The sequence below is a fragment of the Curtobacterium sp. VKM Ac-2852 genome, from assembly GCF_013205045.1.
GTDB lineage: Bacteria > Actinomycetota > Actinomycetes > Actinomycetales > Microbacteriaceae > Curtobacterium > Curtobacterium flaccumfaciens.
Map to the genome: position 1 here is coordinate 172,373 of NZ_JABMLI010000001.1, position 25,862 is coordinate 198,234.

Below are 25,862 nucleotides of genomic sequence, written 5' to 3' on the forward strand. Positions count from 1 at the left end.
TCGTGAGCAGAAGAGGTCGGGTGACGTCAGGTCACCCGACCTCTTCTGCTCACGAAGTGCGTTCGCCGAGCGGCTGGTGCACCATCCCGCCGCCGAGGGTGCGCAGGTCGTCGGTCGGCAGGGCAGCACGGGCGTCCGCGTCGAGCACGGCGGACGCGTCGTCGAGGGGGTGGAACCCGATGCGCTCCCCGGCGGACAGGTCGGCCGGCGACCCTGTGTTCCGTGACAGGGCCCAGACCACGTGGTGCCCGGGATCACGGAGCGCCACGGTCGCGAGCACCAGTCGCGTCAGGTCGTCGGGCGAGGTCCACATGAGCAGCCCCCGGGTCGTCGGCGGCAGCGCCCCGAACGCACCGATCCGCGCGGACACGATCGACATCTCGTACCGATCGGCGAACAGGCTGCCGAGCAGTTCCATCGCCGCCTTCGTCACGCCGTAGTACGTGTCCGGACGGGGTAGCCGGTCGCCGGGCACGCTCCCCGGCTGGTCGAGGGGTTCGGGCACCAGCCCCACCGCGTGGATCGAGCTGGCCTGCACGACCCGGAGCACCCCGGCGGCGGCCGCCCGTTCGAGCACGTTCTTCGTGCCGGTCAGGTTCGCCGCGATCAGGTCGTCCCAGGCGGCCTCGGTCGGGATCCCCGCCAGGTGCACCACGGTGTCGACCCCGGCGACCGCATCGTCCAGCGCCGCCGGGTCGTTCACCGAACCGGGCACGAACCGTTCCCCGGCGACGATCGGATCGTGGGGCCGCTGTTCGTCGAGCAGCACGAGGTCGTGTCCCGCGGACCGCAGTCGAGGACGCAGGGCGCTCCCGATCCGACCCGCGGCTCCGGTGATGAGCAGCGTCGCCATGCTGCGGACGCTACCCCCGGCGCGCGAGCAGCGACCTCAGGTGTGCGACCGCGCCGAACGCCGGGGTGTCGAGGTCGGACTTCGTCCACCGGACGACCGCCCAGCCGACTCGTTCCATCTCGCGGTAGCGGCGGAGGTCACGGCCCCACTGCTCGGCATCGGTCCGGTGGTGGTCACCCTCGTACTCGATGACGATGCGCTGCTCCGGGTAGGCCAGGTCGACACGGCCGACGAACCGACCGTCTTCGTCGAGCACGTCGACCTGCAGGTCGGGCTCGGGCAGCCCCGCGCGGACGATCGCCAGCCGTGCTCTGGTCTCCTGCGGCGACCCGGCCCCCACCCGCACGAGCTCGAGCGCCGCTCGCAGTCGTCGGACACCCGATCGCGCGCCTGCCAGGGCGACGGCGGCAGCGAGGTCGTCGATCGTCGTCCCGCACCGTCGTTCCGTGACGATGGCGTCCCCGAGCACGACGAGCTGGTCGATCGAGAGCACGGCACCGCAGTCCACCCACAGCGCCGCGGGCGTGCTCGTCGGCATCCCCCACCGCTCCGTCACCCGGGCACGGTCCGGTGTGATGCGGTGCCCGACGACCCCGCGGCGGCGCGGTTGTGCGATCGGCACGGGACTCGTGACGTGCACCGGTCCGTCGTCGGCGAACGGGACCGGCAGCTGCCAGAGGACCGCCGCCGAGACGTGACTGAAGAACTGCCCGGGGACCAGGACCGGCCGGAACGCCCGGATCCGGTGGACCGGGTCGGGCGGACGGTCACGTGCCCATCGGATGGACCGGGTCGGCCGGATCAGGTCACGCCGTCGGAGTCGTTGTCGGGAGACGCCCGCGCGGTCGGCGGCACCGACGTCGAACGTGCGCCCGCGCAGCGGTGTCGGAAGTGGTCGTGCTCGCATGACCACCACGTTCGCGCCCCGCGCCCACTGCCCGCGCGCCGAACGCGACTTCTGTGCACAACGCACCCCGGGCCTCCCGTGTGGAGGACCAGCCACGCGCAGATCGTGAGCAGAAATGGTCGGGTCGCCGCCCGGCACCCGACCATTTCTGCTCACGAAGCGAAACCGACACCGCGACCCCACCACGACCCCGCCCGGCCCATGTCACGTCAACCGCTACGATCGACGCACGAGCCAACGGAGGTCGAAGCGCATCATGGGAGACGGCAAGCCCGCGACCATCTACGACGTCGCCGCACGCGCCGGGGTCTCGAAGTCCCTCGTCTCCCTCGTGCTGCAGCGCTCCCCCCGGGTCAGCGACCAGCGCCGGGCCGCCGTGCTCAAGGCCATCCAGGAACTCGACTACCGCCCCTCCACCGCGGCCGTCTCCCTCGCCGGCACGCGCAGCCGCACGATCGGCGTGGTCCTCGACGACTTCCGCAACCAGTGGTTCGTGGACCTGCTCACCGGCCTGCGCGAGAGCCTGCAGGACCAGGGACACCGGCTCGTGGTCGCCGACCGGTTCCTCAACACGGGGCTCGATGCCTCTCCGGTGGAGGGCTTCCTCTCGATGCGCGTCGAGGGCATCGTGATCGCTGGCGAGCCCACCACGGACCTCGCGATCCCGGCCTCGATGCCGCTCGTGATCGCTGGCGGCCGGGTCGCGATCCCCCGTGCCGACACCGTGGCGAACGACGACCACGCCGGTGGCGGCATCGCGGCGCAGCACCTGCTCGACCTCGGCCACACCCGCCTCGGGTTCGTCGGTGCGAGCTCGGCGGCCTCGGCCGAACGCCAGGCCGGGTTCGCGCAGGCCGCGGCGGCACGCGCGTCCGTCGTCACGACGGTGCTGCCGGGAGAACCCACCGAAGAGGCCGGTTCCCGCGCCCTCGGCATGCTCCTCGACGAGCACCCGGACGTCACCGCGGTCTTCGCCGCGAACGACGTGATGGCCCTGGGCGCTCTGTCGGAGCTCGCTGAACGCGGGTTGCGCGTCCCCGAGGACGTCTCCGTCATCGGGTACGACGACACCCCGGTGGCCGCGATGCGCTACGTCGGCCTGACGAGCATCGACGACCGCAGCGTCGAGATCGGCCGCGGCGCCGGCGAGCGCCTGCTGGCCCGGATCGCCGATCCACGGATCGCTGCCACGGAACTCCTCGTCGAACCCCGCCTGGTCGCGCGTCGCACCACCGCCGCGCGCTGACGGGGCAGCCCGGGCCCCGGCCTGGAGGCCCGATCTGCCTCCGCCCCGCCCGCTTCGTGAGCAGAAATGGTCGGGTTCAGGGCCCGTACCCGACCTTTTCTGCTCACGAGGTCGCGCCGGGCAACTCCGCGTGCTGGACGACCCAGCTGTGCATGACGATCGCCGCGGCGGCCGAGGCGTTGATGCTCCGCGTCGACCCGAACTGCGTGATCTCCAGGTGTGCGTCGGCACCGGCGACCGCCTGCTCGGTGAGCCCGGGGCCCTCCTGCCCGAACAGGAACACGCAGCGCTCCGGGATCGTCGCGGTCTCGATGCGCTCGGCACCGGGGGTGTTGTCGATGGCGACGACGGGACGCTGCTCCTCGGCCATCGCGGCGAGGAACGCCTCGACGTCGGGGTGGTACCGGACGTGCTGGTACCGGTCGGTGACCATCGCTCCGCGCTTGTTCCACCTTCGTCGTCCGATGATGTGCACGGTGCCGGCCAGGAAGGCGTTGGCGCTCCGCACGATCGACCCGATGTTCAGGTCGTGCTGCCAGTTCTCGATCGCCACGTCGAACGCGTGCCGACGGGTGTCGAGCTCGGCGACGATCGCGTCCATCGACCAGTACCGGTAGCGGTCGAGCACGTTCCGGGAGTCCCCCGCGGCCAGCAGCTCCGGGTCGAGCCGCGGGTCGTCGGGCCAGGGTTCCGGGTGCGGCCCCACCCCGTTGGTCGTCAGCTCGTGCGACGGTTCGGGCGCTGTGGTCACCCGACCAGCGTACGGCCGAGGTCAGGCGCTGTGGTCCGGGTGGTCGATGCGCGACTCGATGCCGGCGATCAGGATGTCGAGGCCGAGCGCGAACCGGTCGTCGTAGGAGTGCTCGCCGAGGATCTCACCCACCAGCCGGTGCCGCTCGGGGCGTCCGGCCTCGGAGTCCCCGCGCCCGACCTGCACCCCGGCGTGCCCGACCACGAAGTCGTAGACGACGAAGAAGGCGTACATCGCCTCGGCCGGCGGCAGTCCGGCGTCCTGCAGGGCACCGACGACCTTCGCCACGACGGCGTCGGACTCGGTCGAGGCGAGCGGGGCGCGCTGGCTGTGCGACTCGAGCACGAGCGGGTGGGTGCGCATCAGGTCGCGGAACGTCGTGGCGAAGGTGCGGACGACGGCGTGCCACTCGTCCGGCCAGACGAAGGTCGCGGTGAACTCGTCGACGGTGCGGCGGACGAGTTCGGCGTGCAGGTCGTCGAGGCCGCCGATGGTCCGGTGCACGGTCATCGGGGCGACGCCGAGCCGCACGCCCAGTGCCCGGAAGGACAGGCGGTCGAGGCCGTCCTCGTTCGCGATGGTCGTGGCGGCGTCGATCACCTGCTCGCGGGACAGCACGTTGGGACGGCCCCGGCGTCGTCGCGGCGTCACCTCGAGCTCCGTCTCCGACACCGGAGTGGGTCGGGGCGCGGTGGACGGGGTTCCGGGTTCGACGAGCACGAGGGGGCCTCCTTGATTCGGTACGTGTCCCGAAAAGCGTAGGGCAAAAGCCGACCGCGGTTCGGTGTCTCGACCATCTCGGGTCTGGCAGCAGCGCGCAAGAGCCGCTCCGGGCCTCCCGGCCCTTTCTGAGCGGACCGTCAGTGGGGGCCGCGACGAGTGCCTCGCCGCGGCCCCACTGCTCAGCGTTGGCTCGATCCGCGGGTGCGACGCCTGCGCGCCACGATGAGGCAGCCCAGGGCCAGGAGCAGCACCGCCGTCGCCGCCGCCAGTCCGAGTCCGTCGGCTCCGGTGAACGCCAGTCCGCCGCGTGCCGGGTCGCGGGATCCGTCGCGGGTACCCGCCGCCTCCGCGTCGTCGCGGGTGCCGGGTGTTCCCGAAGACCCGGCGTTCCCAGCGCTCCCGGCGTTCCCGGGATGTCCGGGTGTGCCGGGCACTCCCGGGCCACCTGGCGTCACCGGCGGTCCGGTCGGTGTCTCCGTTGCGGGCAGGAGCCCCGCGTCGACGGTGCGGTCCAGTTCGATGTGCTCGAGCTCGCCCTCGTCGGAACGGATCGCGGCGAGTTCGACGGGGGCGGTCGCACCGGAGGTGTCGGCGTCGGAGTCGATCGCGCGGTCGTCGCCGACGAGCTCCTTCGTGAACTCCCGACCGTCCGGTGCTGTCCAGTGCACGGTGTAGGAGCCGGGGCGCAGGTCGTCGAAGGCGTACTCACCGTCGCCGTCCGTGGTGGTCGTCCGGCGCACGGCGTCGCCGCGGTCGTCCGAGCCGGTGAGGCGGACCGAGACGTCCGCGACGCCGGCTTCGTCGTCGTCCTGCAGACCGTCGCCGTTCTCGTCGGACCACACGAAGTCTCCGATCGAACCGGCGACGACCGTGACCGTCGCCGGGTTGGACTGGACCGGCAGCGCGAGGTTCGAGGCGCGGAGGCCGAACCGGTTCGTGTACGCGTCACGGTCGCGCTGGCCCGCCGTCGCGACCACGACCCGGTGCGTCACGGTCTCACCCACGCCCACGGGGGCCGTCCGCAGGATGCGCGCAGCCGTGACGTCCGCGAGCTCGGCCGGGCATCCCCCGGTGCCGAACGCCGACGCCGAGCACCAGGTGGTGGCGCCACCGCCCTGGTTCGACGGGTCAGCGGCGTCGAGCACGACGTCGCGCGGGTCGCGGCTCGTGTAGCGGACGCGCTCACCGGCTGCCTCGGCGACCGCGATGGGCTCGGCGAGTCCGACCGTGCCGTGGAAGGTGGAGTTGCGGGTGTCCCCCCGGTACGGAAGGACGTCGATGACGTCCAGCCCGTCGATCGGGGTGGCGTCGATGTTCGTGTACCCGAGGTCCCACTCCAGGTGGTCCCCCGACACGACGACCGGCTCGACCGCGGTCTTCTCGACGCCGACCCCGCCGGTGGCGACGACCTGGACGGCGCGCTGGGCGTCGCGGAAGGCCTCCGGCGACTTGTCCGTCGGCGAAGCGATGTCCGTCACGTTGGTGATCGCCCCCGCCGGGGCGAGCTTCGAGACCGCGGCGGTGTACGTGATCGGGTCGATCGCCTCGTTCGGCCGGACCGCTGTCGTCCAGGTGAGACGCTGGACGTCGTTGCCGTCGTCGTCCTTCGTGGTGTCGATCTCCGGCACCTCGGAGGCACTGCCGGCGACGTAGGTCACGTGGTTCGGCAGCACGTCCCGCACCGTCACGGAGGTCTCCTTCCCCGTGGTGTTGCCGTTCGTGAGCGACGGGTACAGGGCGTAGTCGACGGTGTCGCCGGCGACGGTGAAGGTGGTCTCGTCGGGGGTGTCGGCCGCGTCGTGGCCCGGGTCGACGATCTTCTTCTGGATCCGGGCGAGGTTCTCGGTGAGGATGACGCTGTCGGACAGGGGACCGGCACCGAGGTCCGCGTCGGACCAGACGTCGTGCGCCCAGCGCTCTGAGCGGTCACCGAACCACGCGTGACCGAAGTCGTAGGCCCGCGTGCCGTCCGCGGCGTCCTCGGTGGTGACGTAGCTGTAGAGCGTGCCGTCACTGCCACCGGGGACGTCGCCGGTCGCGCGGACCGCTCCGACGGCGTCGATGCCGCCGGGGACGTCTTCCGGCTGGTCGTACCACGGGCCGTCCTCGTCGTCGCAGGTCGCCTTCTGGCCCGCGGAGGGAGAGGTCATGTCGTACGCGGCGTACTGCACCTTCGCGCTGGTCATGCCGCTGGTGAACGCCGCGACCCCGCCGCCGCCCACGCGGGTGACGTGCTGCGTCTCGCGGTCGAAGGTGTCGCAGAGGATCGCGTTCTCGAACGACGCCAGCCCCCTGTTGGAGGCGCTGACGTCGCTCCGGAGCAGCGTGCCCGGGGTGGCCCACGGGTCACCGTCGCGAGCAGAGCCCCGCTCGACGGCCTGCCCGTCGCCGATGACCCGGAGGAGCCGCTTCTGCGCGGAGCCGTCTGCGTACTCGAGGACGTTGCGCTCGGCGGAGTTGTCACCCGTCGGTTCCGTGCCGCCGGGGAAGTTCGGCGCTCCGCTGACGGACATGGTCTGCAGCGGCGTGAAGGTGTTGACCGACTCGACCGAGGTCCCGGTCGGAGGGTTGCGCATCCAGAGGCTGATGTAGCCGCTCACGAAGTAGGGCTTGGCGCCGCCGGCGATCGGCCCGTTCGTGAGGCTCCTCGAGGGGACGTGCTCGGGGTCGGTGACCGTCCCGGTGATCGTGACGTCGACCGCCCGGCCGGGGGCCGCCTGGTCGCACGAGAACGCACCGGAGTCCGTGACCGCTTGCTCGCCGCCGCCGCTGCCACCGGGCAGGCCGCCCATCCGCCAGTCACCCGGCTCGTTCGGGCCGCAGACGGGGTTCCCGCCGTTCCACAGGACCGCATCGGAGGGCACGGCGCCGAGGATCTGGGAGAGGTCGTCCGTGAACGTCATCGGGCCGGCGCTCTTCTCGAACCCGAGGAGCCCCTGTCCGGGCACGAGCGGCTGCCAGTCCACGGCGATCGGGTAGATCAGCTGCAGCCCCTTCGTCGTTCCGTCCGGACCGGTGACGTCGGTCCGGAGCGATGACGCGTGGACGTTCTTGCTCAGGTTGTAGCGCGCGGCTGCGGACACCGTGACGGCGTCGGCGACCGCGGTGACGGTCCCGTTCTCGGCCTCGTCCGCGGTCGCGGTCACCGGGACGGCGAGCGTGTCGCCGTTCTGCAAGTCGCCCGAGACGTCGAGGACGATCGGCACGGCGACCGTCCGGCCTTCTCCGAGCGTGCCGATGTTGCATGTCAGCACGGCCCCCGAGACCGCAGAGCCTGGGCCGGCGCAGATGGTCGGGACCCCTGCCCACGACGTGTCGGCGGGGGCGGTCACGCTGAAGCGTTCGTTCGTGCTGGTGCCGTCGTTCGAGTTGAGGGAGACGCGGTACGTGACCGCGTCCATCGTGCGGACGATGCCGTTCTTCTCGCTCGCGTCACCACCAGCGCCGTTCGTCGGGGTGAAGGGGCCGTTGCCGTCCTTCGTGACGTCGATCGCGACGGCGACCGTGCTCTGCGGCGCGGCGGATGCGGTGCCGTCGGGCCCTTCCGGCTCGCTCGCCGTCACCGGGGCGGTCGGCAGGGCAAGACCGAGGACGACGCCAGCGGTGGCCAGCGTCGACACGGCGATGCGCGCTCTACTTCGAGATCGCATGGGTCTCCTTGTTCTCGCGAGGCTGATGTCCCGCAGATCGGGGGGACGAGGACCGCCCCGACCGGCAGCGTACGCACACATTGCATGTCACAACAATTATTCATGTTCCGCATATCGCTCATGGTGATTGCCGAGCATCGGGACCGCTGGCGTGAACCCACGCGCAGTAGGGTGAGGGCCATGGCGACCCGAGACGACGTCGAGTGCTGGCTGACCGACATGGACGGCGTGCTCGTCCACGAGAACCAGGCGCTCCCCGGCGCCCCGGAGCTCATCCAGCAGTGGCTCGACGACGGCACCGAGTTCCTCGTGCTGACGAACAACTCGATCTTCACGCCGCGTGACCTCAGCGCCCGGCTCCGCGGCTCGGGCCTGCACGTGCCCGAGGAGCGGATCTGGACGAGTGCGCTGGCGACCGCGGAATTCTGCAAGTCACAGATGCCCGGCGGCTCGGCGTTCGTCATCGGCGAGGCCGGCATGACGACCGCCCTGCACGAGGCCGGGTTCATCATGACCGAGACCGCTCCTGACTACGTCGTCGTCGGCGAGACCCGCAACTACTCGTTCGAGGCGATCACCAAGGCCGTCCGCCTGATCCGCGCCGGGGCCCGGTTCATCGTGACGAACCCCGACGCCACCGGCCCGAGCGCCGAGGGGGTCCTGCCGGCGACCGGCGCCATCGCCGCGATGATCGAGAAGGCCACCGGCAAGCAGCCCTACGTGGTGGGCAAGCCGAACCCGATGATGTTCCGCTCCGCGATGAACCGGATCGGGGCGCACTCCGAGAACACCGGCATGATCGGCGACCGCATGGACACCGACGTGCAGGCCGGCATCGAGGCGGGGCTGCACACCGTGCTCGTGATGACGGGCATCAGCGACCAGGCGGAGATCGACCGGTACCCGTTCCGCCCGAGCGAGGTCATCTCCGGCGTGCACGAGCTCGTGCGCACCGAGCCCTTCGAGGTCGAGCTCTAGCGCAGGGCGAACGAAGTCACCCGGAACCGCACATCGTACGGCCCGGGTGACTTCTCACACCGCGATCTCTCGGACCACTCAGACCTCTCGACGGCGACGGCGCAGCCAGACCGCCAAGAGCATCACGGCCCCCGAGCCGAAGACGCCCAGGGCGATCGCGACCGTCCTTGCGATGTCCGCCCCCGTGTACGCCAGGTCGGCCGGCAACGGTGCGACGACGAACCGGGCCTCGACCTCGTTGGACCGCACCTCCACGGCACCTCGAGGACCCACGGCCCCGTCTTCGCGCGCCACCGAACCAGTCGCGACCGCTTCGAACAGGACGTGACCGACGGTGACGTCGCCGTCGGTCACCTGACGCGGGGTGCTCGCAGTGCACGCGGTCTGCTCACCGGGGGCGAGCTCCTCAGCTCGGCAGGTGATCACACCGGCCTCCACGCTCTGGACCGAGATCGAACGGGCGACCAGGTTGCTCGTGTTCGTCACCTCGTAGGCCGACGCGATCTCGTCGCCGGATCGCACCGGTTTGCCGTCACTCGGCGTCCAGGCTCCTTCGAGGAACAAGGCCGAGCGTGCATCGAGGCCGACCGTGACGGAGTCGTCCGCCGTCACGGGCTCACCGTTCGGGTCCTTGCCGCTCGCGGTCTCGATGAAATCGACGGCCCCGAGCTCGATGTCGTCTTGCGTGAGGGCATGGTCCGGCACCGTGCACGAGGTCGATCCGCCGGGCACGAGCGGTTCCGCGGAGCAGGTGACGGCGAGCTCGGGTCGGCCCTGGATCGCAGCGCCGATCTCCTTGAGCGTCGTGTTGCCGGTGTTCGTCACCGTGACAGCGACCTCCACCGAGTCTCCCGCAGCGGGAACGTCGTGCTCCGACGACACGAGGTTCGCCGTGATCGAGGTGGACACACTCGGCACCTGGGGAAGCGTGACCGTGTCGTCGTCCTCAGCGTTCACCGTGCGACCATCCGGAGCGATCCCGGCCGCGCGGTCGGAGAACACGATGCTTCCGCGGTCGATGTCGTCTTGCGTGAGGGCATGGTCCGGCACCGTGCACTCGACGCTGTCCGTCGGTGCGAGCTCGTCCTGCGGGCAGCTGACCCCTGCGCCCACCAGACCCGGCATCGTGACCGCCACGTCGTGCAGCGTGACGTTCCCGATGTTCGTTGCGGACAACCGCAGCTCGACCGGGAGGCCCGGAACCGGCATGTCAGTCGCTTCGAGGGTCGCAGAGACTGAGGTCCCGATCGCCGGAGCGGACGCCGTGGTCGGCTGCGAAGCGGAGTCCGTGGCTTCGACCTCTGCGCCGAGGGGCGATCGTGCGGTAGCACCGACCTCGTCATCGATGTGCCCCCGGTCGATGTCCGCCTGGACGACACGACGGGACGGCGTGGCACAGTCCGTCGACGCGCCAGGGGCGAGGTCGTCAACCTCGCAGACGACGACACCGTTGGCGCCCTCGACCTCGAGCCCGGTCACGGGGAGCGCCCCTGCATTGGTGACGCGCTGTGCGAACGCGATTCCTTCACCGAGATCGGCCACCGCATCGCTGCTTCCGCTGAGGACGGGACGGTCCTCGACGACGAGTTCGTTCTGCTCGGGCAGGAACGTGATGCTCGCGGTCTCGGGCAGGTCGATCCCGGTGTGGTCGTTCACCGTGTCGGCACCGATCGAGTAGGTACCCGCCGTTGTCGATGTCACGTCGACCGTGACCGTGCAGGAAGCTGCCCCAGCGGCGAGCCCACCCGAGACAGTGACCGTCGACGAGCCCCCAGCCGCCGCGACGTCGGCTTGTGCGCAGGTGGTCTCGGCACGCGGGTCGGCCGACAGCACGAGATGGTCCGGCAAGGTATCCGAGAAGGACCAGCCCGACTTCGCACCGTTCTCGGACGTGTTCTGCACGGTGAACGTCAACCGTGCGGACTCGCCGACGAACGGAGTGGTCCCGTCGAATGCGTTCGCGAGACGCGGTGTGGCGTCGTACATCGTGACACCGTCGATCGCTCCGTCGTTCCCCGAGAAGTTCCCCTGCCGGTTCCGCATCGTCCAGCCGACCGCGTCGTTCGAGACCAGCAACGCTGCATCAGCGACGAAGTGTCCCCCGCGGACCTGGTGCCCACCGACCGAGTACGCCTTGGTCCCCGCAGTGGTGCACGGGTCGATCGCGGAATCGGTGACGGGACGCTCTCGCCCGCCGTTGACGAGGGAGAACACGAGCGACGGGTGGGCGAAACCGCTGCACGCCGACGCGGCGGCATCGACTCCGAAGGAGATGAACCGGTCAGTGCCGCCGATCGGGACGTCGCGCACTGACCCGACTTGCACACTGCCCGGCGTGGTGGACCGATCCCAGGTCCAAGCGCTGACGGCGTGGTTCGTGCGTGGGTCCCCACCGTTGATCTGGCCGAGCACGTAGGCGAGTTCGCCCACACTCCCCTGGTCGCTGTGACAGGTCGGCGCGGTCGGCGCGACGAAGTTCGTGACGATGCCGTTGCACTGCGCCGCGCTGACCCATTCGGGGTCGGCGCGGTACTTGACGCCGTTCAGCCCCACGTACTGGGTGAGGAGCATCGTGGAGGAACCGACTCCCTGCTCGAAGTCCTCACTGAAGATCACCTTCGGAGCAGAGCCGCTCGCGGACTTCGCGCCGTCCGCAGCCGGTGGGACAGCTCCGGCTCGCGGCAGTTGCCCCTCGGCATGCGCGCCGGCGGCGGTCAGCGACAGTCCGGCCGTGATGGTCGCAGCGACGGCCAACAACGCCGACCACCGTTTCCAGGCTCCAGCGCCCTGTGGCGATGTCATCGGTCTCCTTCAGGTCTTCGTCCGCGCATGTGCTCGGACGGGGGCTTGCGAACGATCGATGGATGGTCGGCATGCAACATTTTACATTCCTTATTGCAAGACGCAATCCCGCCGAGGCTGACCGCCCCGGTGACGATCGGGTGAACAGAACCGTTCCGCGGTGAACGACGGGAGAACTGCCGCGCGGGCGACCCTAGGGTTGCCCTGGGTGGAGCCAAAGCGGCTCTGATCAGGGTTTTCTGTGAATCGCTACAGAATGGGGTCATCGGTGCCGATGTCGGTTCGTGCCACGACGGCAGTGGTCGTCGGCGCGCTCGGAGCGCTCGTGGGGACCGCGATCGTCGCGCCGCACCTGGTCCCCTCGTCGGCGCCGCACACGGCGGCGGCCTCCGTGCAGGCCGGCACCGACGCCTGCGGTGCGGGGTGGCCGGCGAGTCCGGACCGCGCCCTCGCCGGCCCGCAGACGTTCCGGATCCACAACACGTCCGTCGCCGGGATCGAGGTGCAGCTGGTCGACCCCACGAGCGGTGCGGTCTACCTCGACGCGGAGGGGCTGGGGGCGGGCGCGACGCACGACTACGGCGTCCGACTCCCGCGCGGCAGATACCGGTTCCGCTGCCTGCCCGCCGACGCGAACCCGAGCACCGGACCGGTCGTCCACCTGCGCGGTGCCGCCCACGTCAGCGACGAGACCCCGGGGATCGTCCCGGTCACCCGCGACGACCTGATCCCCGCTGCGAAGTCCTACGGCACCTGGATCGAGAGCCGCCTGCCGGCGCTGCTCGACGACGTACGTGCGCTCGACGCCGACGTCCGTGCAGGCGACGTCCGGGCGGCGCAGCGGGACTGGCTGGTCGGTCACCGCGAGTACGAGCAGCTCGGAGCCGCCTACGGGGCGTTCGGCGACGACGACACCGCGATCGACGGCGTCCCCGCAGCCGGACGGACCGCGCTCGACGACCCGCACCTGGCCGGGTTCCACCGTGTCGAGGCGCTGCTGTGGTCGGGCGGCCCCAGCAGCCGTGCCGTCGCGCCGGCCGACGCCCTGGTCGCCGCGGTCGCGCACCTGCGCCGGACGTTCCCCACCCAGCGGGTCGACCCGCTCGACGTCGGCCTGCGCGCGCACGAGATCCTCGAGAACGCGCTGCGCTTCGAGGCGACCGGGGCCACCGACGCCGGCAGCCACACGGCTCTGGCCACGATCGACGCGAACATCAGCGGGACGGAACACGCGCTCGAGCCGCTCCGGCCGATCCTGCGGAGCCGCTACCCGGGGTTGCCGGCCACCGATCGTGCGCTGGCGACCCTCCGTGCCGACGTCGGACGGCACCGACGGACCGACGGCAGCTGGGACACCCTCGACGGTCTCGGCCGCACCGACCGCGAGCACCTCGACGCCGACCTCGACGCCGCACTCGAGCGGCTCGCGCCCGTCGCCGCCATCTGCGACCCGAGGAGGACCTCGTGACCGAACGACCGCAGCACCAGGGCCCGCGGGGCCCCCAGATCCAGCAGGACCCCCGGCGCCGGCAGCACCCACGCGGGATGGACGCGGCGACGTACCGACGGATGGCCGAGGCGCACGCCAGCCTCGGGCTGTCCGCCGACGGCAGCGCGTGCCCAGCCGGTGGTCCGGACGACCGGGAACCGTCGACCACGGGAGCCCGCGGGCTCGGCCGTCGCGCGTTCCTGACCAGCGCGGTCGGGGCCGGTGCCGGAGCCGCTGCGGCGGCAGCGAGCCTGACCGCCGGGGGCGGGACGGGCCTCCAGGCAGCAGCCGCGACCACCGGCGGTGCCGACGCGGCCTCGTACGCGTTCCACGGCGCCCACCAGGCCGGGATCACCACACCGGCGCAGCGACAGTCGGCGTTCCTGGCGTTCGACGTGACCGCGGACAGCCGCGGGGACCTGGCCGACCTGCTCCGGACGATCACCGAGCGGGCCCGTTTCCTCACCCGCGGCGGCACGCCCGCCGACGTCGGGATCACCGCGCCGCCGGCCGACTCCGGCGTGCTCGGACCGGAGGTCGCGGCCGACGGGCTCACCGTGACTGCGAGCGTGGGCGCCTCGCTCTTCGACCACCGGTACGGTCTGGCGGGGCAGCGCCCGGCGCGGTTGCGGACGATGGAGGACTTCCCGAACGACGACCTCGACCGGTCGATCTCGGACGGCGACCTGCTGCTCCAGGTGTGCGCGCACAACACCGACACCGTCCTGCACGCCGTCCGCGACATCGCCCGGGCCACCCGCGGCGGCATGCAGGTGCGCTGGCGGCAGGACGGTTTCGCCTCGCCCCCGCGCCCCTCCGGCACCCCGCGCAACCTGCTCGGGTTCAAGGACGGCACGGGCAACCCCTCCACCGCGGACCGAAGCGTGATGGACGACCTGGTCTGGACCCGCGGCGGACAGGACGGCGAACCCGACTGGGTCACCGGGGGCAGCTACCACGTCGTGCGGACCATCCGGATGTTCGTCGAGTTCTGGGACCGCGTCTCGCTGCACGAGCAGGAGAACATGATCGGCCGCCATCGCGACTCCGGTGCCCCGCTCACCCGCAGCGGCGAGTTCGACGATCCGCGCTACCAGGACGACCCGACCGGCGACGTGATCCAGATGGACGCGCACATCCGGTTGGCGAACCCGCGCACGGCCGAGGCCCGTGCGCAGCAGATACTCCGACGCCCGTACAACTACGACAACGGCACCGACAAGAACGGCGACCTCGACATGGGCCTGTTGTTCGCCTGTTTCCAGGCCGACCTGGAACGGCAGTTCGTCGCCGTGCAGAAGCGCCTGGTCGACGAGCCCCTCGTCGACTACGTGTCGCCGGTCGGTGGCGGCTACTTCTTCGCCCTGCCCGGGGTCCGCCACGCGGACGACTGGCTGGGCCGTCGACTGTTCGCACGCACCTGACCGGGCCCGCCGACCCCACTGCTTCCCCATCCCCACCGTCCCGACCAGTGAGAGGTTCCTCGTGTTCCGACCTTCCGAACGACGCATCCAACAGGGCGCGCTCGCCATCATGGCCCTGGCGGCCGTCGCGGGGACGGCCATCGCCATCCCGCAGTCGGCGTCAGCCGCGGACAACTCCCTGCGGACCACCACCCCCGTCAAGCACGTCGTCGTGATGTACGACGAGAACGTCTCGTTCGACCACTACTTCGGCACCTACCCGAAGGCCGCGAACACCGACGGCACCCGTTTCACCGCGGTGCGTGGCACGCCGACGGTGAACACGCTCGCGTCCTCCGGCACCCTCACGAAGAACCCGAACGCCTACGCACCGTCACGGTTGACGCCCGCTCAGGCGCTCACCTGTGACCAGAACCACAACTACCTTCCCGAGCAGAAGGCCGTCGCCGGTGGCGCCATGGACAAGTTCGTCGAGAGCACCTCGGTGGACACCTGCACGGGGCTGTACGGATCGCCGGGCCTGACGATGGACTACTACGACGGCAACACGACCACCGGGCTGTGGAACTACGCCCAGAACTACGCGATGAGCGACAACGCCTGGGACACCGGCTTCGGCCCCTCCACCCCCGGAGCGCTCAACCTGATCAGCGGCAACACCCACGGCGGCACGGGCGTGGACTCGGTCACCGGCGCCACGGTGCCGACCTCGACCTCCGTCGTCGCGAAGGACGCCGCGGGCCAGGGCACCGTCACGGCCGACCCGGACCCCGCCTACGACGACTGCTCCGACAAGGACCGCACGTCGACGTCGAACCTGGTGACGATGTCGGGCAAGAACATCGGCGACCTGCTCAACGCGAAGGGGGTCACCTGGGGCTGGTTCCAGGGTGGCTTCGCCCCGACGACGGCGTACGCGGGCACCGGCACCCTCGCCAAGTGCGACGCCACCACGACGAACGTGGGCGGGTCGGTCAGCAACGACTACTCGCCGCACCACAACCCGTTCGCGTACTACGCATCGACGTCGAACCCGCACCACCTCGCGCCGACGAGCGACCGCATGATCGGCTCCACCGACCGGGCGAACCACCAGTACGACCTGTCCTCGTTCGACACGGCCCTCGCCGAGCACCGGATGCCCGCCGTGTCGTTCCTCAAGGCCCCCGAAGCCCAGGACGGGCACGCCGCCTACTCCGACCCGCTCGACGAGCAGAAGTTCCTGACGTCGAAGATCAACGAGATCGAGCAGTCGCCGGAGTGGTCGAGCACGGCCATCATCATCAACTACGACGACTCGGACGGCTGGTACGACCACGTCGCGCCCACCATCCTGAACGGCTCGACGGACTCCTCGAACGACACCACGGTCTGCACCTCGGCCGCGACCAAGGTCGGTGTCGCCGGCGGGTACCTCGACCGGTGCGGCCCCTCGCAGCGGCTGCCGTACCTGGTCATCTCGCCGTTCGCCAAGCAGAACCACGTCGACCACACCGCCATCGAGCAGACCTCGACCACGAAGTTCATCGAGGACAACTGGTCGACCGGGCGGGTCGGTGACCAGTCGTTCGACGCTCGGGCGGGGTCCCTCCGCGGCATGTTCGACTTCACGCACCCGCAGCACCGCGAGGTGCTGCTGAACACGACGACGGGTGCGGTCTCGCGGATCGTGTCGACGGCCGTCACCCCGAAGCCGACCCCGAAGCCGCACGCGGGGACCGGCGGCGGGACGGGCTCGAGCGCGGGATCCGGGCGCGGGGCCGGAACGGGTTCGGGTGCGGGTACCGGCAGCGGCACGGGTGGCGGGGCGGCGCCGGCCTCGAGCGCCTCGGCCGGAGCCGCGGGCGCGGGCGCGGGCGCGGGCGCGGGCGCGGGGCAGACCGTTGCCGCCGACCCGTCCGCGGCCGATCCGTCCGCGAAGCGCCTGGCCTTCACCGGCGTGCAGCTCACCGGGGTCACGATCGCCGCGATCGTGTTCCTGATGGCCGGCGTCGCACTGGTCGTCATCCGTCGTCGACAGCTCCGCCGTCGGGCCGACTGACACGGAGCGTCGGGCCGACCAACACAGAGCGTCGGACCGACCGACACAGAGCGTCGGACCGACCGACACGGAACCGAACGGTGCCCCGGAGCGTCCTGCGCTCCGGGGCACCGTCGCGTCCACGCGCAGTCGCCCAGCGCCCGTCGGCGCCGCATCCGTCGTCGCCGCGTCCGTCGTCGCGCCGCGCGTCGGATCCGTTCCCTCAGACCACGTCGACCTGGAGGCGCGGCTCGCCTCCCGGCACCACGACCGCCGCCATCGGCGGCACCGTCCGCCACCGCGTCGCGAGCCGACGGGGCCGGTCGTCGTACCAGGCGATGATCCCGCCGGCCACGATGCCGAACGCGAGCACCCCGAACGAGAACAGCCCGATCAGGCCGAGCAGGGTCAGCTTCCCGAAGTCGCCCGGGTCCGTGGTCGCCGTGAACCCGATCGACCCGAAGTCCCAGAAGGCGTGCAGCAGCACCGGGGCGAGCAGCGACCCGGTCAGCCGTCGCGCGACGTACAGCGTCGACCCGAACGACGCCGCGAACACGACCTGGACCAGCGTCGGCCCGATGCCGGCACCGGCAAGCGCGTTGAGCAGGTGCAGCAGCCCGAACAGCGCGCAGGACAGTGCCCACACCCCCGTCTCCGGCAGGCGCCGCCGCAGCCCCACGAGCAGGGTGCCGCGGGCCATGAGCTCCTCGAACACCCCGACGAACAGCACCCCGACGGCGAGCAGCAGGAAGTAGTGCGCGGGCAGCGCGGTCCAGTCGATCAGGGGCAGCCGGACGAGGCACACCACGAGCACGAGGATCGGCGCCACCATCGTCCACCGGAGTCGCGTCCGGACCGGGTCGACCGTGGCGATGCGCCACCAGCCGAGCGCCGTGACGAACAGGGCGAGTGCCGCGACGGCGATGCCCTCGGGGATGACGAGGGCGTGCACGACGCTGTCGACCGTCTGCCCGAGGGTCGCGTAGTCGTCGCTCGGCCGTGACCGCCAGGCGCTGATCGCTGCGAACACCACGATCGGCGCGAGCCCGAGCAGCAGCGACGGGGGCACCGGCCAGCGACGGCGAGGGGCTCGGACGGGGGCGGTGGTGGTCATCTGCTGGTTGTACCAGGCGGGACGTACGATTGGCGGTATGCGCCTGCCCTCCCTGTCCACCATGGCAGAGGACTACGTCAAGCTCATCTGGAAGGCCAGCGAGCGCGGCGGACCCGGCTTGGCGACGCGCGACATCGCGGCGTCGCTGAAGGTGTCGGCGTCGACGGTGTCGGGCAACCTCAAGAAGCTCGACCGCGACGGCCTGATCGAGCACACCCCGTACTACGGCGTCGTGCTCACCCCGCTCGGGCAGCAGGTCGCGGTGGCGATGGTCCGGCGGCACCGGCTGATCGAGACGTTCCTGGTGGAGCGGCTCGGTTACTCGTGGGACGAGGTCCACACCGAGGCCGAGGCCCTGGAGCACGCCGTGTCGGAGCGGTTCCTCGACCGGGTCGACGCCGACCTCGGCCACCCGACGCACGACCCCCACGGCGACCCGATCCCCGGTGCGGACGGCATCGTGCCGGACTCCCCCGGCACCCTCCTCGGCGCGATCGAGCCGGGAGCGTGCGGAACCGTCGACCGTGTCTCGGACGACGACCCCTCGCTGCTGCGGTACTTCGACGAGCTCGGGGTGGGGCTGGGCACGCACCTGCGGGTCGAGCGGGTGCGTGACTACGCCGGCGTCATCGCGGTGTCGCGGCGGGCGACCGACGGCTCGGAGTCCCTGGTCGACCTGCCTGCCGCGGCGGCGTCGTCCATCTGGCTCGCGCCCGACGGCGACTGACCCCGCTGCGCGTTGCTGGCCGGTCGGTCGACTGGCCGGCTGGTCGGTCGGTCGGTCGGTCGGTCGGTCGGTCGGCTGGTCGAGACACCCCGCTCACGTCCGTCGACTGGTCACGTTCTGTCGCCCGGGAGCCCCGCAGCCGACGGTTCGCGACCACCCGGCACCCCACCCACGGGGTGTCGTGACCGCACCGCGGCCCGCGAACGCGCGTGGCGTCGGACGGGAGGCCCGGCGCCCCGCCGCCACGCGCCTCCCGTCCGGCGCCCCACCGGTCAAAACACCCCGCTCAGGTCCGCTGAGCGGTCACGCTCTGTCGCCCGGGAGCCCCGCAGGCGACGGTTCGCGACCACTCGGCGCCCAGCGCACGGGGTGTCGTGACCGCACCGCGGCCCGCGAACGCGCGTGGCGTCGGACGGGAGGCCCGGTGCCCCGCCGCCACGCGCCTCCCGTCCGGCGCCCCACCGGTCACGACACCCCGCTCACGTCCGTCGACTGGTCACGCTCTGTCGGCCGTGAGCCCCGCAGCCGACGGTTAGCGACCACCCGGCACCCCACCCACGGGGTGTCGTGACCGCGCGACACGGCCGCCCCACGGCCACACCACGACCGTGACGGCGACGCTTCGTGACCACCCGGCGCTCCCGGCCGGGCGCGCCCGACGGCCCTAGCCCTTGACGGAGCGCGTCCGGCCGAGGGCGACCTCGCGCCGGGCGCGTTCGAGGGCGAGCGCAGATGCGGCGTCCGGGTCGTGCAGCAGTCGTTCGGTCTCGCGCACGTGCTCCCGAACGGCGTCGGTCCCCCGCTCGGCGGCCGAGGCGAGGACGGGTCCGACGGCGTCCTCGCCGAGTCCCACCAGGGCACGCGACAGGCTGAGCCGACGCCCGCGGTCGCCGATGCCGTGCTGCACCGCGAGGGTCCGCGCGAGCGACGCCCGCTCCTCGTCCGGCACCAGTGCGACGGCCGTCCGCCAGGCCGCGCGGAGCACCTCGTCGTCGTGGTCCCCGAGCAGCGGTCGCACCGCCGGCCACGCGTCCGGGTCACCGATCTTCGACAGCGTGTGGAGCGCCTGGCTGCGGGCCTGCGGCTCGGAACGCTCGAGCTCGGGCAGCACGCGGGCCACGACGTCGTCGGCAGGGTGCCGGGTGAGTGCCCACGTCAGCATGTCGCGGACGAAGAAGTCCGGCTCGACGGCGCACTGCGCGACGAGCACCTCGAGGTCCGCGGGGTCCGGAGTGGTCCCCGCAGCCATCACGGCCTGCAGCCGGGCAGAGGATCGCGGGTCGGCGAGGGCATCGGTGAGCGTGGTCATCCCTCCATCGAAGCCCCTCACGCCGGGGCCGTGTCAAGCATCGGGGCATAGCGTCGGGAGACGTGCGGTCCGCTCCCACCGCACCTCCGACCACGAAAGGACCTCCGCATGCCCCGCATCGGTACCAGTGACCTGCACGTGTTCCCCCTCGCCCTCGGCGGCAACGTCTTCGGCTGGACGGCGGACGAGTCGACCTCGCACCAGGTCCTCGACGCCTACACCGCGGCCGGTGGCGACTTCATCGACACCGCGGACGTCTACTCGGCCTGGGCGCCGGGCAACTCGGGCGGTGAGTCCGAGCGGGTCATCGGTTCGTGGCTCCGTGCCTCGGGCAAGCGGGACGACGTCGTCATCGCGACGAAGGGCTCGCAGCACCCGGATTTCCAGGGCCTCGCCGCGGACACCGTCGCCGCCGCCGCCCGCGCCAGCCTCGAGCGCCTCGGCACCGACCGGATCGACCTGTACTACGCCCACTTCGACGACCAGTCGACCCCGCTCGAGGAGACCGTCCGCGCCTTCGACCAGCTCGTGCAGGACGGCCTGGTCCGCTACACCGCGATCTCGAACTACTCGAGGGACCGCGCCGCGGAGTGGATCCGCATCGCGACGGAGAACGGCCTTGCCCAGCCCGTCGCCATCCAGCCGCACTACAACCTGGTCACCCGCCAGCCGTACGAGGCGGAGATCGCGCCGCTCGCGCACGAGCACGGACTCGGCGTCGTGCCGTACTTCTCGCTCGCCGCGGGGTTCCTGACCGGCAAGTACCGCTCGAAGGAGGACTTCGCCGGCAAGGACCGCGAGGGCCAGGTGTCCGGGTACTTCACCGACGAGGGGCTCGCCGTCGTGGACGCGCTGTCCTCGATCGCCGACGCGCACGGCTCCGAGATCGCCACCGTCGCACTCGCCTGGTTGCAGGCGCAGCCCGACGTCGTCGCGCCGATCGCGAGCGCCCGGAACACCGAGCAGCTGCCGGCGTTGCTGGCCTCGGCGGAGCTCGAGCTCAGCACCAGCGAGCTGCAGACGCTGTCCGACGTGTCGGCGAAGGTGCCCGCGAGCGCCTGACACCCGCGCACTGTCGAGCGACGCCGGCGGTCGCGGGCGGACGCAGGCGGACACGGACGCGGACGCGAACGCGAAACGACGATGTCGCTGTCGTACGACGTCGACATCGTCGTTCCGCGTCGGACCCCCGCCGCCCGACCGACCGCCCGCGCCGACGATCGACCCGCGCCTACGCCCCCGGCGCCAACGACCCGGTCAGCGGCTGCCCCGACGAGCGCGTCACGAAGCACGAGATGAACCGGTCACCCTGGTCCCACGTCGCCTGGTCCGGCGCGTAGGAACCCTGCACCTGCACGTCGCCCACGGCAGTGGCGGCCGAGGCGTTCAGCGCCGCGTCGGACTGGCACTGGTCGGCCGCCTGGGTCGCGAGGGCCTCGGTACCCGGGTAGGTGTCGCCCTGGACCGGGAGTCGTGCGGTCAGCTGCCCGATGTGCGGCGTCGCGCAGTCCACCACCGTGAAGGTCTGCGACCACGCGTTCGTGAACGGCGACAGGCACTCCCCGCCGGCCAGGTCGGTCCACGGGTGCTCGCCGGGCAACGCCGGCGTCGTGGCGAACTGCAGCGTGGCGGCGGGCGCGGCGGCCTCGCTCGACTGCGAGGCCGACGCTGACGGCGCAGCACTCGGTGTCGCCGGCGCCGAAGCGGCCGCCGGCGACTTCGTCGGCACGGCCTGGTCGGCGATGTTGTTGCCGAGGATCCACTTCGACAGCAGGAACACCAGCACGATGAGCACGAGGATCAGCGCGATCGACCCGTAGATCAGCAGCTGCTTGCCGCGCTTGCCCTCGTTCCGCAGCCGCGCGAAGCCCTCGTTGATGAAGTTGTCGCGTTCACCGGACGGCCGGTCCGGACCGCCGGCAGGCCGTCCGGCAGCAGCGGGCGCCGGTGCAGCAGGAGCGGCGGCAGCAGCAGGCACGGCAGCCGCCGGCATCATCCGCGTCCCGGTGTCCTCGGGGTCGTAGCCGGTGCCACCGAGCTGCCCGACCGCCTCGGTGCCGAAGAGGTCCTTGATGGCGCTCGTGTCGCTGGTCTCGCGGCCGTCCCACTCGGACTGGTCCAGGTCGTCCGGCGCCGCGGCGGGCAGGGACTCCGGCTGCGAACCGGTGTCGTTCCCACGCAGTCCCAGAACGGCGTCGAGGTCCTGCCCCACCGACGGCGGCAGGTGCGCCGGGTACTCCTGTGCACCGGTGGGTTCGACGAGGGGCGGTGCCGCGGTCGGCGGAACGGTCGCGTCGGGCTCGGACCACCAGGGGGTCCCGGCCGCCGGCATCGCGGTGGTCGGGGCGTCGGCCTGGAGGCCCTCGGTCGCGTCCGGCACGTCGTCTCCGGCGGACCGACGGGGTGCGTCCACTGCCTCGGTCGCCTCCGACGGAGCACCAGCGGCAGCGGCATCGGCATCCGGCACGGCAGCCGGAGCAGCCGTGTCCGACACGGGCGCGGCCGGGACCGCCGGGGGCACCACCGGCGGCACGGGGACCGCCGGCGGCACCGGGTAGGCCCGCGGTGCCTGCGGCAGCCCGGAGGTCGGGGTGTCGACCTCGCCGGCGACGACCTCGTCCTCGTCCTCGGACTCGTCGGCGAGCGACCAGGACCCGGCGGACAGCGCCGTGGTGTCGAACGAGTCGGTGGTCAGCGTCGCCGGGACCTCGCCGGGCTCGTCGTCACCGATCGCCCAGTCGAACGGCCGGTCGTGCGCGCCGGTCTGCGTGGGGACCGGCCCGGTGCTGGTGATGCGCAGCAGGTCGGTGAAGGTCGGTGGTTCCTCGGTCGGGGGCAGCACGTTCTCGACGCCGAGGGGCTGCGGTGCAGCGGGAGCAGCGGGCGGCACGGGCTCCGGGTGGTTCCCGGTCGCGCGGCCGAGCCAGTCGACGTCGGCGCGGCCCTCACCGAACGGGTCGACGCGGCGACGCTCGTCCTCGATGGCCTTCGACGCGGCGGCACGTTCGTCCCGGTGGGTCTGCGCGGTCGGCAGCACGATCGACGACGGGTGCGGCGCGGCGGATTCCGGCGGGGCGTCGGCGGCGGCGGGGATCCGGTCGTGCAGTGTGGAGCGTTCGTGCTCGACGACGGCGTCGGGGTTCTCGGAGGGTGCGAGCAACTCTGGCGGCATCGAGATGGCCTGGGTCGCGCCGTCGTCGAGCGCCGGAGCAGCAGGCTCAGGCGCCGCAGGAGCAGCTGCCGCAGCCCCAGCCTCGGCCTCGGCCTCGGCCTCAGCAGGCTCCGCCTCGCCCTCGGCCACGAAGGGCTCCGGCAGCGGCGCGCCCGTCTCGCGGGCGGTGCGCTCCGCCTCGCGGCGCTCCCGTCGCGACGGCCAGTCCTCCTCGCCGCGCGGAGCACCGAAGATGTCCGCAGCACTGCGGAGACCGTGGAACGGAGCGTCCGAGCCGGACGCACGCCGAGCCTCCAGGCCGTCGTCCCCGTCTGCCGGGCCGGCGGTGCCGTCGGGTTCGCGTGCGTCGTCCGGACGCTCCTCGGTCACGCGGTCAGCCCCAGATCAGCCAACCCGATGGCCGCGAAGTACGGGTAGCCGGCCGCCTCGATCGTCTCCTTGGCACCGGTGTCCCGGTCGACGACGACCGCGACGGCGGCGACGATCGCGCCCTCGCGCTCGAGCGCCTCGGCCGCCTTGAGCGGCGAGCCGCCGGTGGTGGAGGTGTCCTCGAGCACGACGACGCGCTTGCCCTTGAGGTCCGGCCCCTCGACCTGCTTACCGCGGCCGTGGTCCTTCGGCTCCTTGCGGACGACGAAGGCGTCGTAGGTCAGGCCCTGGGCGGCGGCCTGGTGCAGGACGGCGCTGGCGATGGGGTCGGCGCCCATGGTGAGGCCGCCGACGGCGGAGACGTCCGGCACCTGCTGCACGAGCTCGGTCATGACCTGCCCGATCAGCGGCGCGACGCGGTGGTCCAGGCTGACCTTCCGCAGGTCGATGTAGTACGTCGCCTTCTTCCCGCTGGTCAGGGTGAAGTCGCCGTGGAACACCGCTTCGGAGGAGATGTACTGGATCAACTGTTCGCGCGCGTCGGTCACAGCGCACAAGGGTAGTCGGTCGGACCCGCAACGCGCTCCCCCAGCCTGTGGGCCGCGGGGTGCTGGCACCGAGGCGGCCTCGGTACGCTCCGGGGCATGTCCCGAGCACCGCGCCGCCCCGCCGTGGAGCCGGCTCCGTCCGGCGACCGGCGGCCCGGCGAGGTGGCCGTCACGATCGGACGGGAGGCCCTGGGCGGCCTGGTCGCGCTGGCCCTGGCCGTCATCGCCCTGCGCCACGTCATCGCGACGGAGCGGGTCGCGTTGCTCTGGTACGACGGCGACTCGGTGCTGCTGCCGCTCGTCCAGCGCTCGCTGCAGGCCGGCCAGCCGTTCGAGTGGGCCATGTCGCCCGCGCTGTTCTTCTTCCCCGAGCTGCCCGTGTACCTGTTCTGCTCGCTCGTGACCGCCACGCCGCAGCAGGCCCTGGCGGTGAACGGGGTACTCGTGCTCCTCGCCGTCTACGCCCTGGTGCGGGCCGCCGCGAACGAGCTGATGCCGTCAGCCGGGCGCCCCGCCCGGATCGCGGTGTCGGCCGGGGCGCTCGGTCTGGTCACGCTGCTGGTGCTGACCGAGTCGTCGGCGACGGCAACCTCGCTCGAGCTGGCGTCCCTGCTGCTCACCACGACCTACTACTACGGTGCTGTGCTGGCGATGCTCGGCACCGCGGTGCTCGTGCTGCGGGCGGTGCGCCTCGGCCGGGCGTCGGTGCCCCTGCTCGTGGTGCTCGGACTCGTCGCCGCGTGCACGACCGCGTCGAACCCGCTGTACGTGCCGTGGTCCGCCGCCCCCGTCGTCGTCACCCTCGGGCTCCTCGTGCTGGCGCGGCGGGTGCCGTGGCGTCCGGCCGCGCTGCTCGCCGGTGCCGTCACGGTGGGATCGGTCGTCGGGTACCTGGTGCGGATCCCGCTGCGGCCGTTCGTCTCCCTCGACCCGGCGACGTACGTGCAGCCGTCGCGGGCCGGGGAGACCCTGCGGTTCTTCGCGGCGCTGACCGACGACCGGGCGGGCACGGCACCGGACGATCTCGGGCTCCTGCTGCTGTTCGCCGGGGTGCTCGTCACCGTCGGCGGCACGGTCTGGGCCTGGCGGGTCCGCACCGCACGCACCGTGCTGGTCGCGACCCTGCTGCCCCTGGTGACCGTCGTCGCCGTGTCCGTCGGGGTCGTCGTCGCCGGGTCCGAGACCCCGCGCTACCTGCAGCCGATCGTGACCGCACCGCTGCTCGCGCTCGTCGCCGTGGCCGAGCTCACCCGCACCGCGGTCCGCCGCACCCGCGTGCACCGCCCGCGCCGCGGGGTCCGCGCCGGGGTGGCGGTCGCGATGGCCGCCGTGCTCGCGACCGGGATCGCCGTGGCCCCCGGTACCGCCCACGCCGTGGCGACCGCGCGGTACCCGGCGGCGGCGTGCCTGGACCGCTGGGCCGACGGACGCCAGGTCACCGGCGTCGGGCAGTTCTGGACCGTCCGGCCCCTCGCCACCTACGCGTCGAGGAACGTCGGGCTGCTGCAGGTCCGGGACACCTTCGAGACGTACCCCTGGCTCGTCGACCTCGGGGCCTACCGTGACGCCGACCCGAGCTTCGTGGTGGTCGGTTCGCACGACCTCTGGACCACCGCGGTCGAGGACTCGCTCGGACCCCCGGCGACGATCACCCACTGCACCGGGTTCGACGTCTACGACTACGCCGGCACCGCGGGGCAGGCCATCCTGCGGCGCGACGTCGTCGGGAGCGCCGACGTCATCCGACGCGACCGCGGCTTCTGATGCACTGCTGAAGTTG

General features: G+C 72.0%; 18 protein-coding genes. 8 read left to right on the top strand and 10 right to left on the bottom strand.

The genetic code is table 11. The annotated features are described in order from the left end of the window. Window positions 1–49: 49 nt before the first annotated feature. Window positions 50–853: an NAD(P)-dependent oxidoreductase gene (locus HQQ79_RS00845; protein ID WP_173032190.1), complete on the bottom strand. Its 804-nt coding sequence runs from the start codon at window positions 851–853 to the stop codon at window positions 50–52. Window positions 854–863: 10 nt separating this feature from the next. Continuing rightward, window positions 864–1,760 (bottom strand): endonuclease domain-containing protein, encoded by an 897-nt coding sequence (locus HQQ79_RS00850; protein ID WP_173032191.1) that lies wholly within the window; start codon window positions 1,758–1,760, stop codon window positions 864–866. A 256-nt stretch (window positions 1,761–2,016) separates the two neighbouring features. On the opposite strand from HQQ79_RS00850, the gene HQQ79_RS00855 reads away from it, so the two are divergent. Continuing rightward, window positions 2,017–3,006 (top strand): LacI family DNA-binding transcriptional regulator, encoded by a 990-nt coding sequence (locus HQQ79_RS00855; RefSeq protein ID WP_027464994.1) that lies wholly within the window; start codon window positions 2,017–2,019, stop codon window positions 3,004–3,006. Window positions 3,007–3,109: 103 nt separating this feature from the next. On the opposite strand, the gene HQQ79_RS00860 is transcribed toward HQQ79_RS00855, so the two are convergent. From HQQ79_RS00860 to HQQ79_RS00870, 3 genes are all read right to left on the bottom strand, one after another. After that, complete coding sequence (locus HQQ79_RS00860) at window positions 3,110–3,757, bottom strand: TrmH family RNA methyltransferase (protein ID WP_027464993.1); 648 nt, start codon at window positions 3,755–3,757, stop codon at window positions 3,110–3,112. Between the two features lie 21 nt (window positions 3,758–3,778). Continuing rightward, window positions 3,779–4,477, bottom strand: coding sequence for a TetR/AcrR family transcriptional regulator C-terminal domain-containing protein (locus HQQ79_RS18500; RefSeq protein WP_071246435.1), 699 nt, complete (start codon window positions 4,475–4,477; stop codon window positions 3,779–3,781). 182 nt (window positions 4,478–4,659) lie between these two features. Continuing rightward, window positions 4,660–8,130 (bottom strand): SdrD B-like domain-containing protein, encoded by a 3,471-nt coding sequence (locus tag HQQ79_RS00870; RefSeq protein ID WP_173032192.1) that lies wholly within the window; start codon window positions 8,128–8,130, stop codon window positions 4,660–4,662. Between the two features lie 180 nt (window positions 8,131–8,310). On the opposite strand from HQQ79_RS00870, the gene HQQ79_RS00875 reads away from it, so the two are divergent. Beyond that, window positions 8,311–9,108 carry an HAD-IIA family hydrolase gene (locus HQQ79_RS00875; protein ID WP_173032193.1) on the top strand — a complete coding sequence of 266 codons (798 nt, stop codon included), beginning with the start codon at window positions 8,311–8,313 and terminating at the stop codon, window positions 9,106–9,108. A gap of 78 nt (window positions 9,109–9,186) precedes the next feature. Here HQQ79_RS00875 and HQQ79_RS00880 read toward each other — a convergent pair whose 3' ends face one another. Continuing rightward, window positions 9,187–11,910: a hypothetical protein gene (locus tag HQQ79_RS00880; protein ID WP_173032194.1), complete on the bottom strand. Its 2,724-nt coding sequence runs from the start codon at window positions 11,908–11,910 to the stop codon at window positions 9,187–9,189. Window positions 11,911–12,184: 274 nt separating this feature from the next. Here HQQ79_RS00880 and HQQ79_RS00885 point away from each other — a divergent pair, with 274 nt between their 5' ends. The 3 genes from HQQ79_RS00885 to HQQ79_RS00895 all read left to right on the top strand — a co-directional run bounded on the left by HQQ79_RS00885 (window position 12,185) and on the right by HQQ79_RS00895 (window position 16,864). Then, window positions 12,185–13,378, top strand: a complete 1,194-nt coding sequence (locus HQQ79_RS00885) for an EfeM/EfeO family lipoprotein (RefSeq protein ID WP_173032195.1) — start codon at window positions 12,185–12,187, stop codon at window positions 13,376–13,378. After that, the gene (gene efeB / locus HQQ79_RS00890; protein ID WP_367948029.1) at window positions 13,375–14,823 is read left to right on the top strand and encodes an iron uptake transporter deferrochelatase/peroxidase subunit; all 1,449 of its coding nucleotides are present in this window, start codon (window positions 13,375–13,377) and stop codon (window positions 14,821–14,823) included. Before HQQ79_RS00885 ends, efeB begins: the two co-directional genes overlap by 4 nt. Before the next feature lie 109 nt (window positions 14,824–14,932). Beyond that, window positions 14,933–16,864, top strand: coding sequence for a phospholipase C (locus HQQ79_RS00895; RefSeq protein ID WP_173033049.1), 1,932 nt, complete (start codon window positions 14,933–14,935; stop codon window positions 16,862–16,864). A 202-nt stretch (window positions 16,865–17,066) separates the two neighbouring features. On the opposite strand, the gene HQQ79_RS00900 is transcribed toward HQQ79_RS00895, so the two are convergent. After that, window positions 17,067–17,957, bottom strand: a complete 891-nt coding sequence (locus HQQ79_RS00900; RefSeq protein WP_173032196.1) for a CPBP family intramembrane glutamic endopeptidase — start codon at window positions 17,955–17,957, stop codon at window positions 17,067–17,069. Between the two features lie 37 nt (window positions 17,958–17,994). Here HQQ79_RS00900 and HQQ79_RS00905 point away from each other — a divergent pair, with 37 nt between their 5' ends. Next, entirely contained in the window at window positions 17,995–18,684 is a 690-nt protein-coding gene (locus HQQ79_RS00905) for a metal-dependent transcriptional regulator (protein ID WP_071246445.1), read from the top strand. A gap of 664 nt (window positions 18,685–19,348) precedes the next feature. Here HQQ79_RS00905 and HQQ79_RS00910 read toward each other — a convergent pair. After that, complete coding sequence (locus HQQ79_RS00910; protein ID WP_173032197.1) at window positions 19,349–19,993, bottom strand: HEAT repeat domain-containing protein; 645 nt, start codon at window positions 19,991–19,993, stop codon at window positions 19,349–19,351. Window positions 19,994–20,101: 108 nt separating this feature from the next. On the opposite strand from HQQ79_RS00910, the gene HQQ79_RS00915 reads away from it, so the two are divergent. Further along, complete coding sequence (locus HQQ79_RS00915; protein WP_173032198.1) at window positions 20,102–21,055, top strand: aldo/keto reductase; 954 nt, start codon at window positions 20,102–20,104, stop codon at window positions 21,053–21,055. A gap of 169 nt (window positions 21,056–21,224) precedes the next feature. On the opposite strand, the gene HQQ79_RS19065 is transcribed toward HQQ79_RS00915, so the two are convergent. Continuing rightward, window positions 21,225–23,534 (bottom strand): septum formation family protein, encoded by a 2,310-nt coding sequence (locus tag HQQ79_RS19065; RefSeq protein WP_173032199.1) that lies wholly within the window; start codon window positions 23,532–23,534, stop codon window positions 21,225–21,227. Continuing rightward, entirely contained in the window at window positions 23,531–24,082 is a 552-nt protein-coding gene (gene pyrE, locus HQQ79_RS00925) for an orotate phosphoribosyltransferase (protein ID WP_027464850.1), read from the bottom strand. Before pyrE ends, HQQ79_RS19065 begins: the two co-directional genes overlap by 4 nt. 96 nt (window positions 24,083–24,178) lie before the next feature. Here pyrE and HQQ79_RS00930 point away from each other — a divergent pair, with 96 nt between their 5' ends. Next, entirely contained in the window at window positions 24,179–25,846 is a 1,668-nt protein-coding gene (locus HQQ79_RS00930) for a hypothetical protein (protein ID WP_173032200.1), read from the top strand. The last annotated feature ends 16 nt before the right edge of the window (window positions 25,847–25,862 follow it).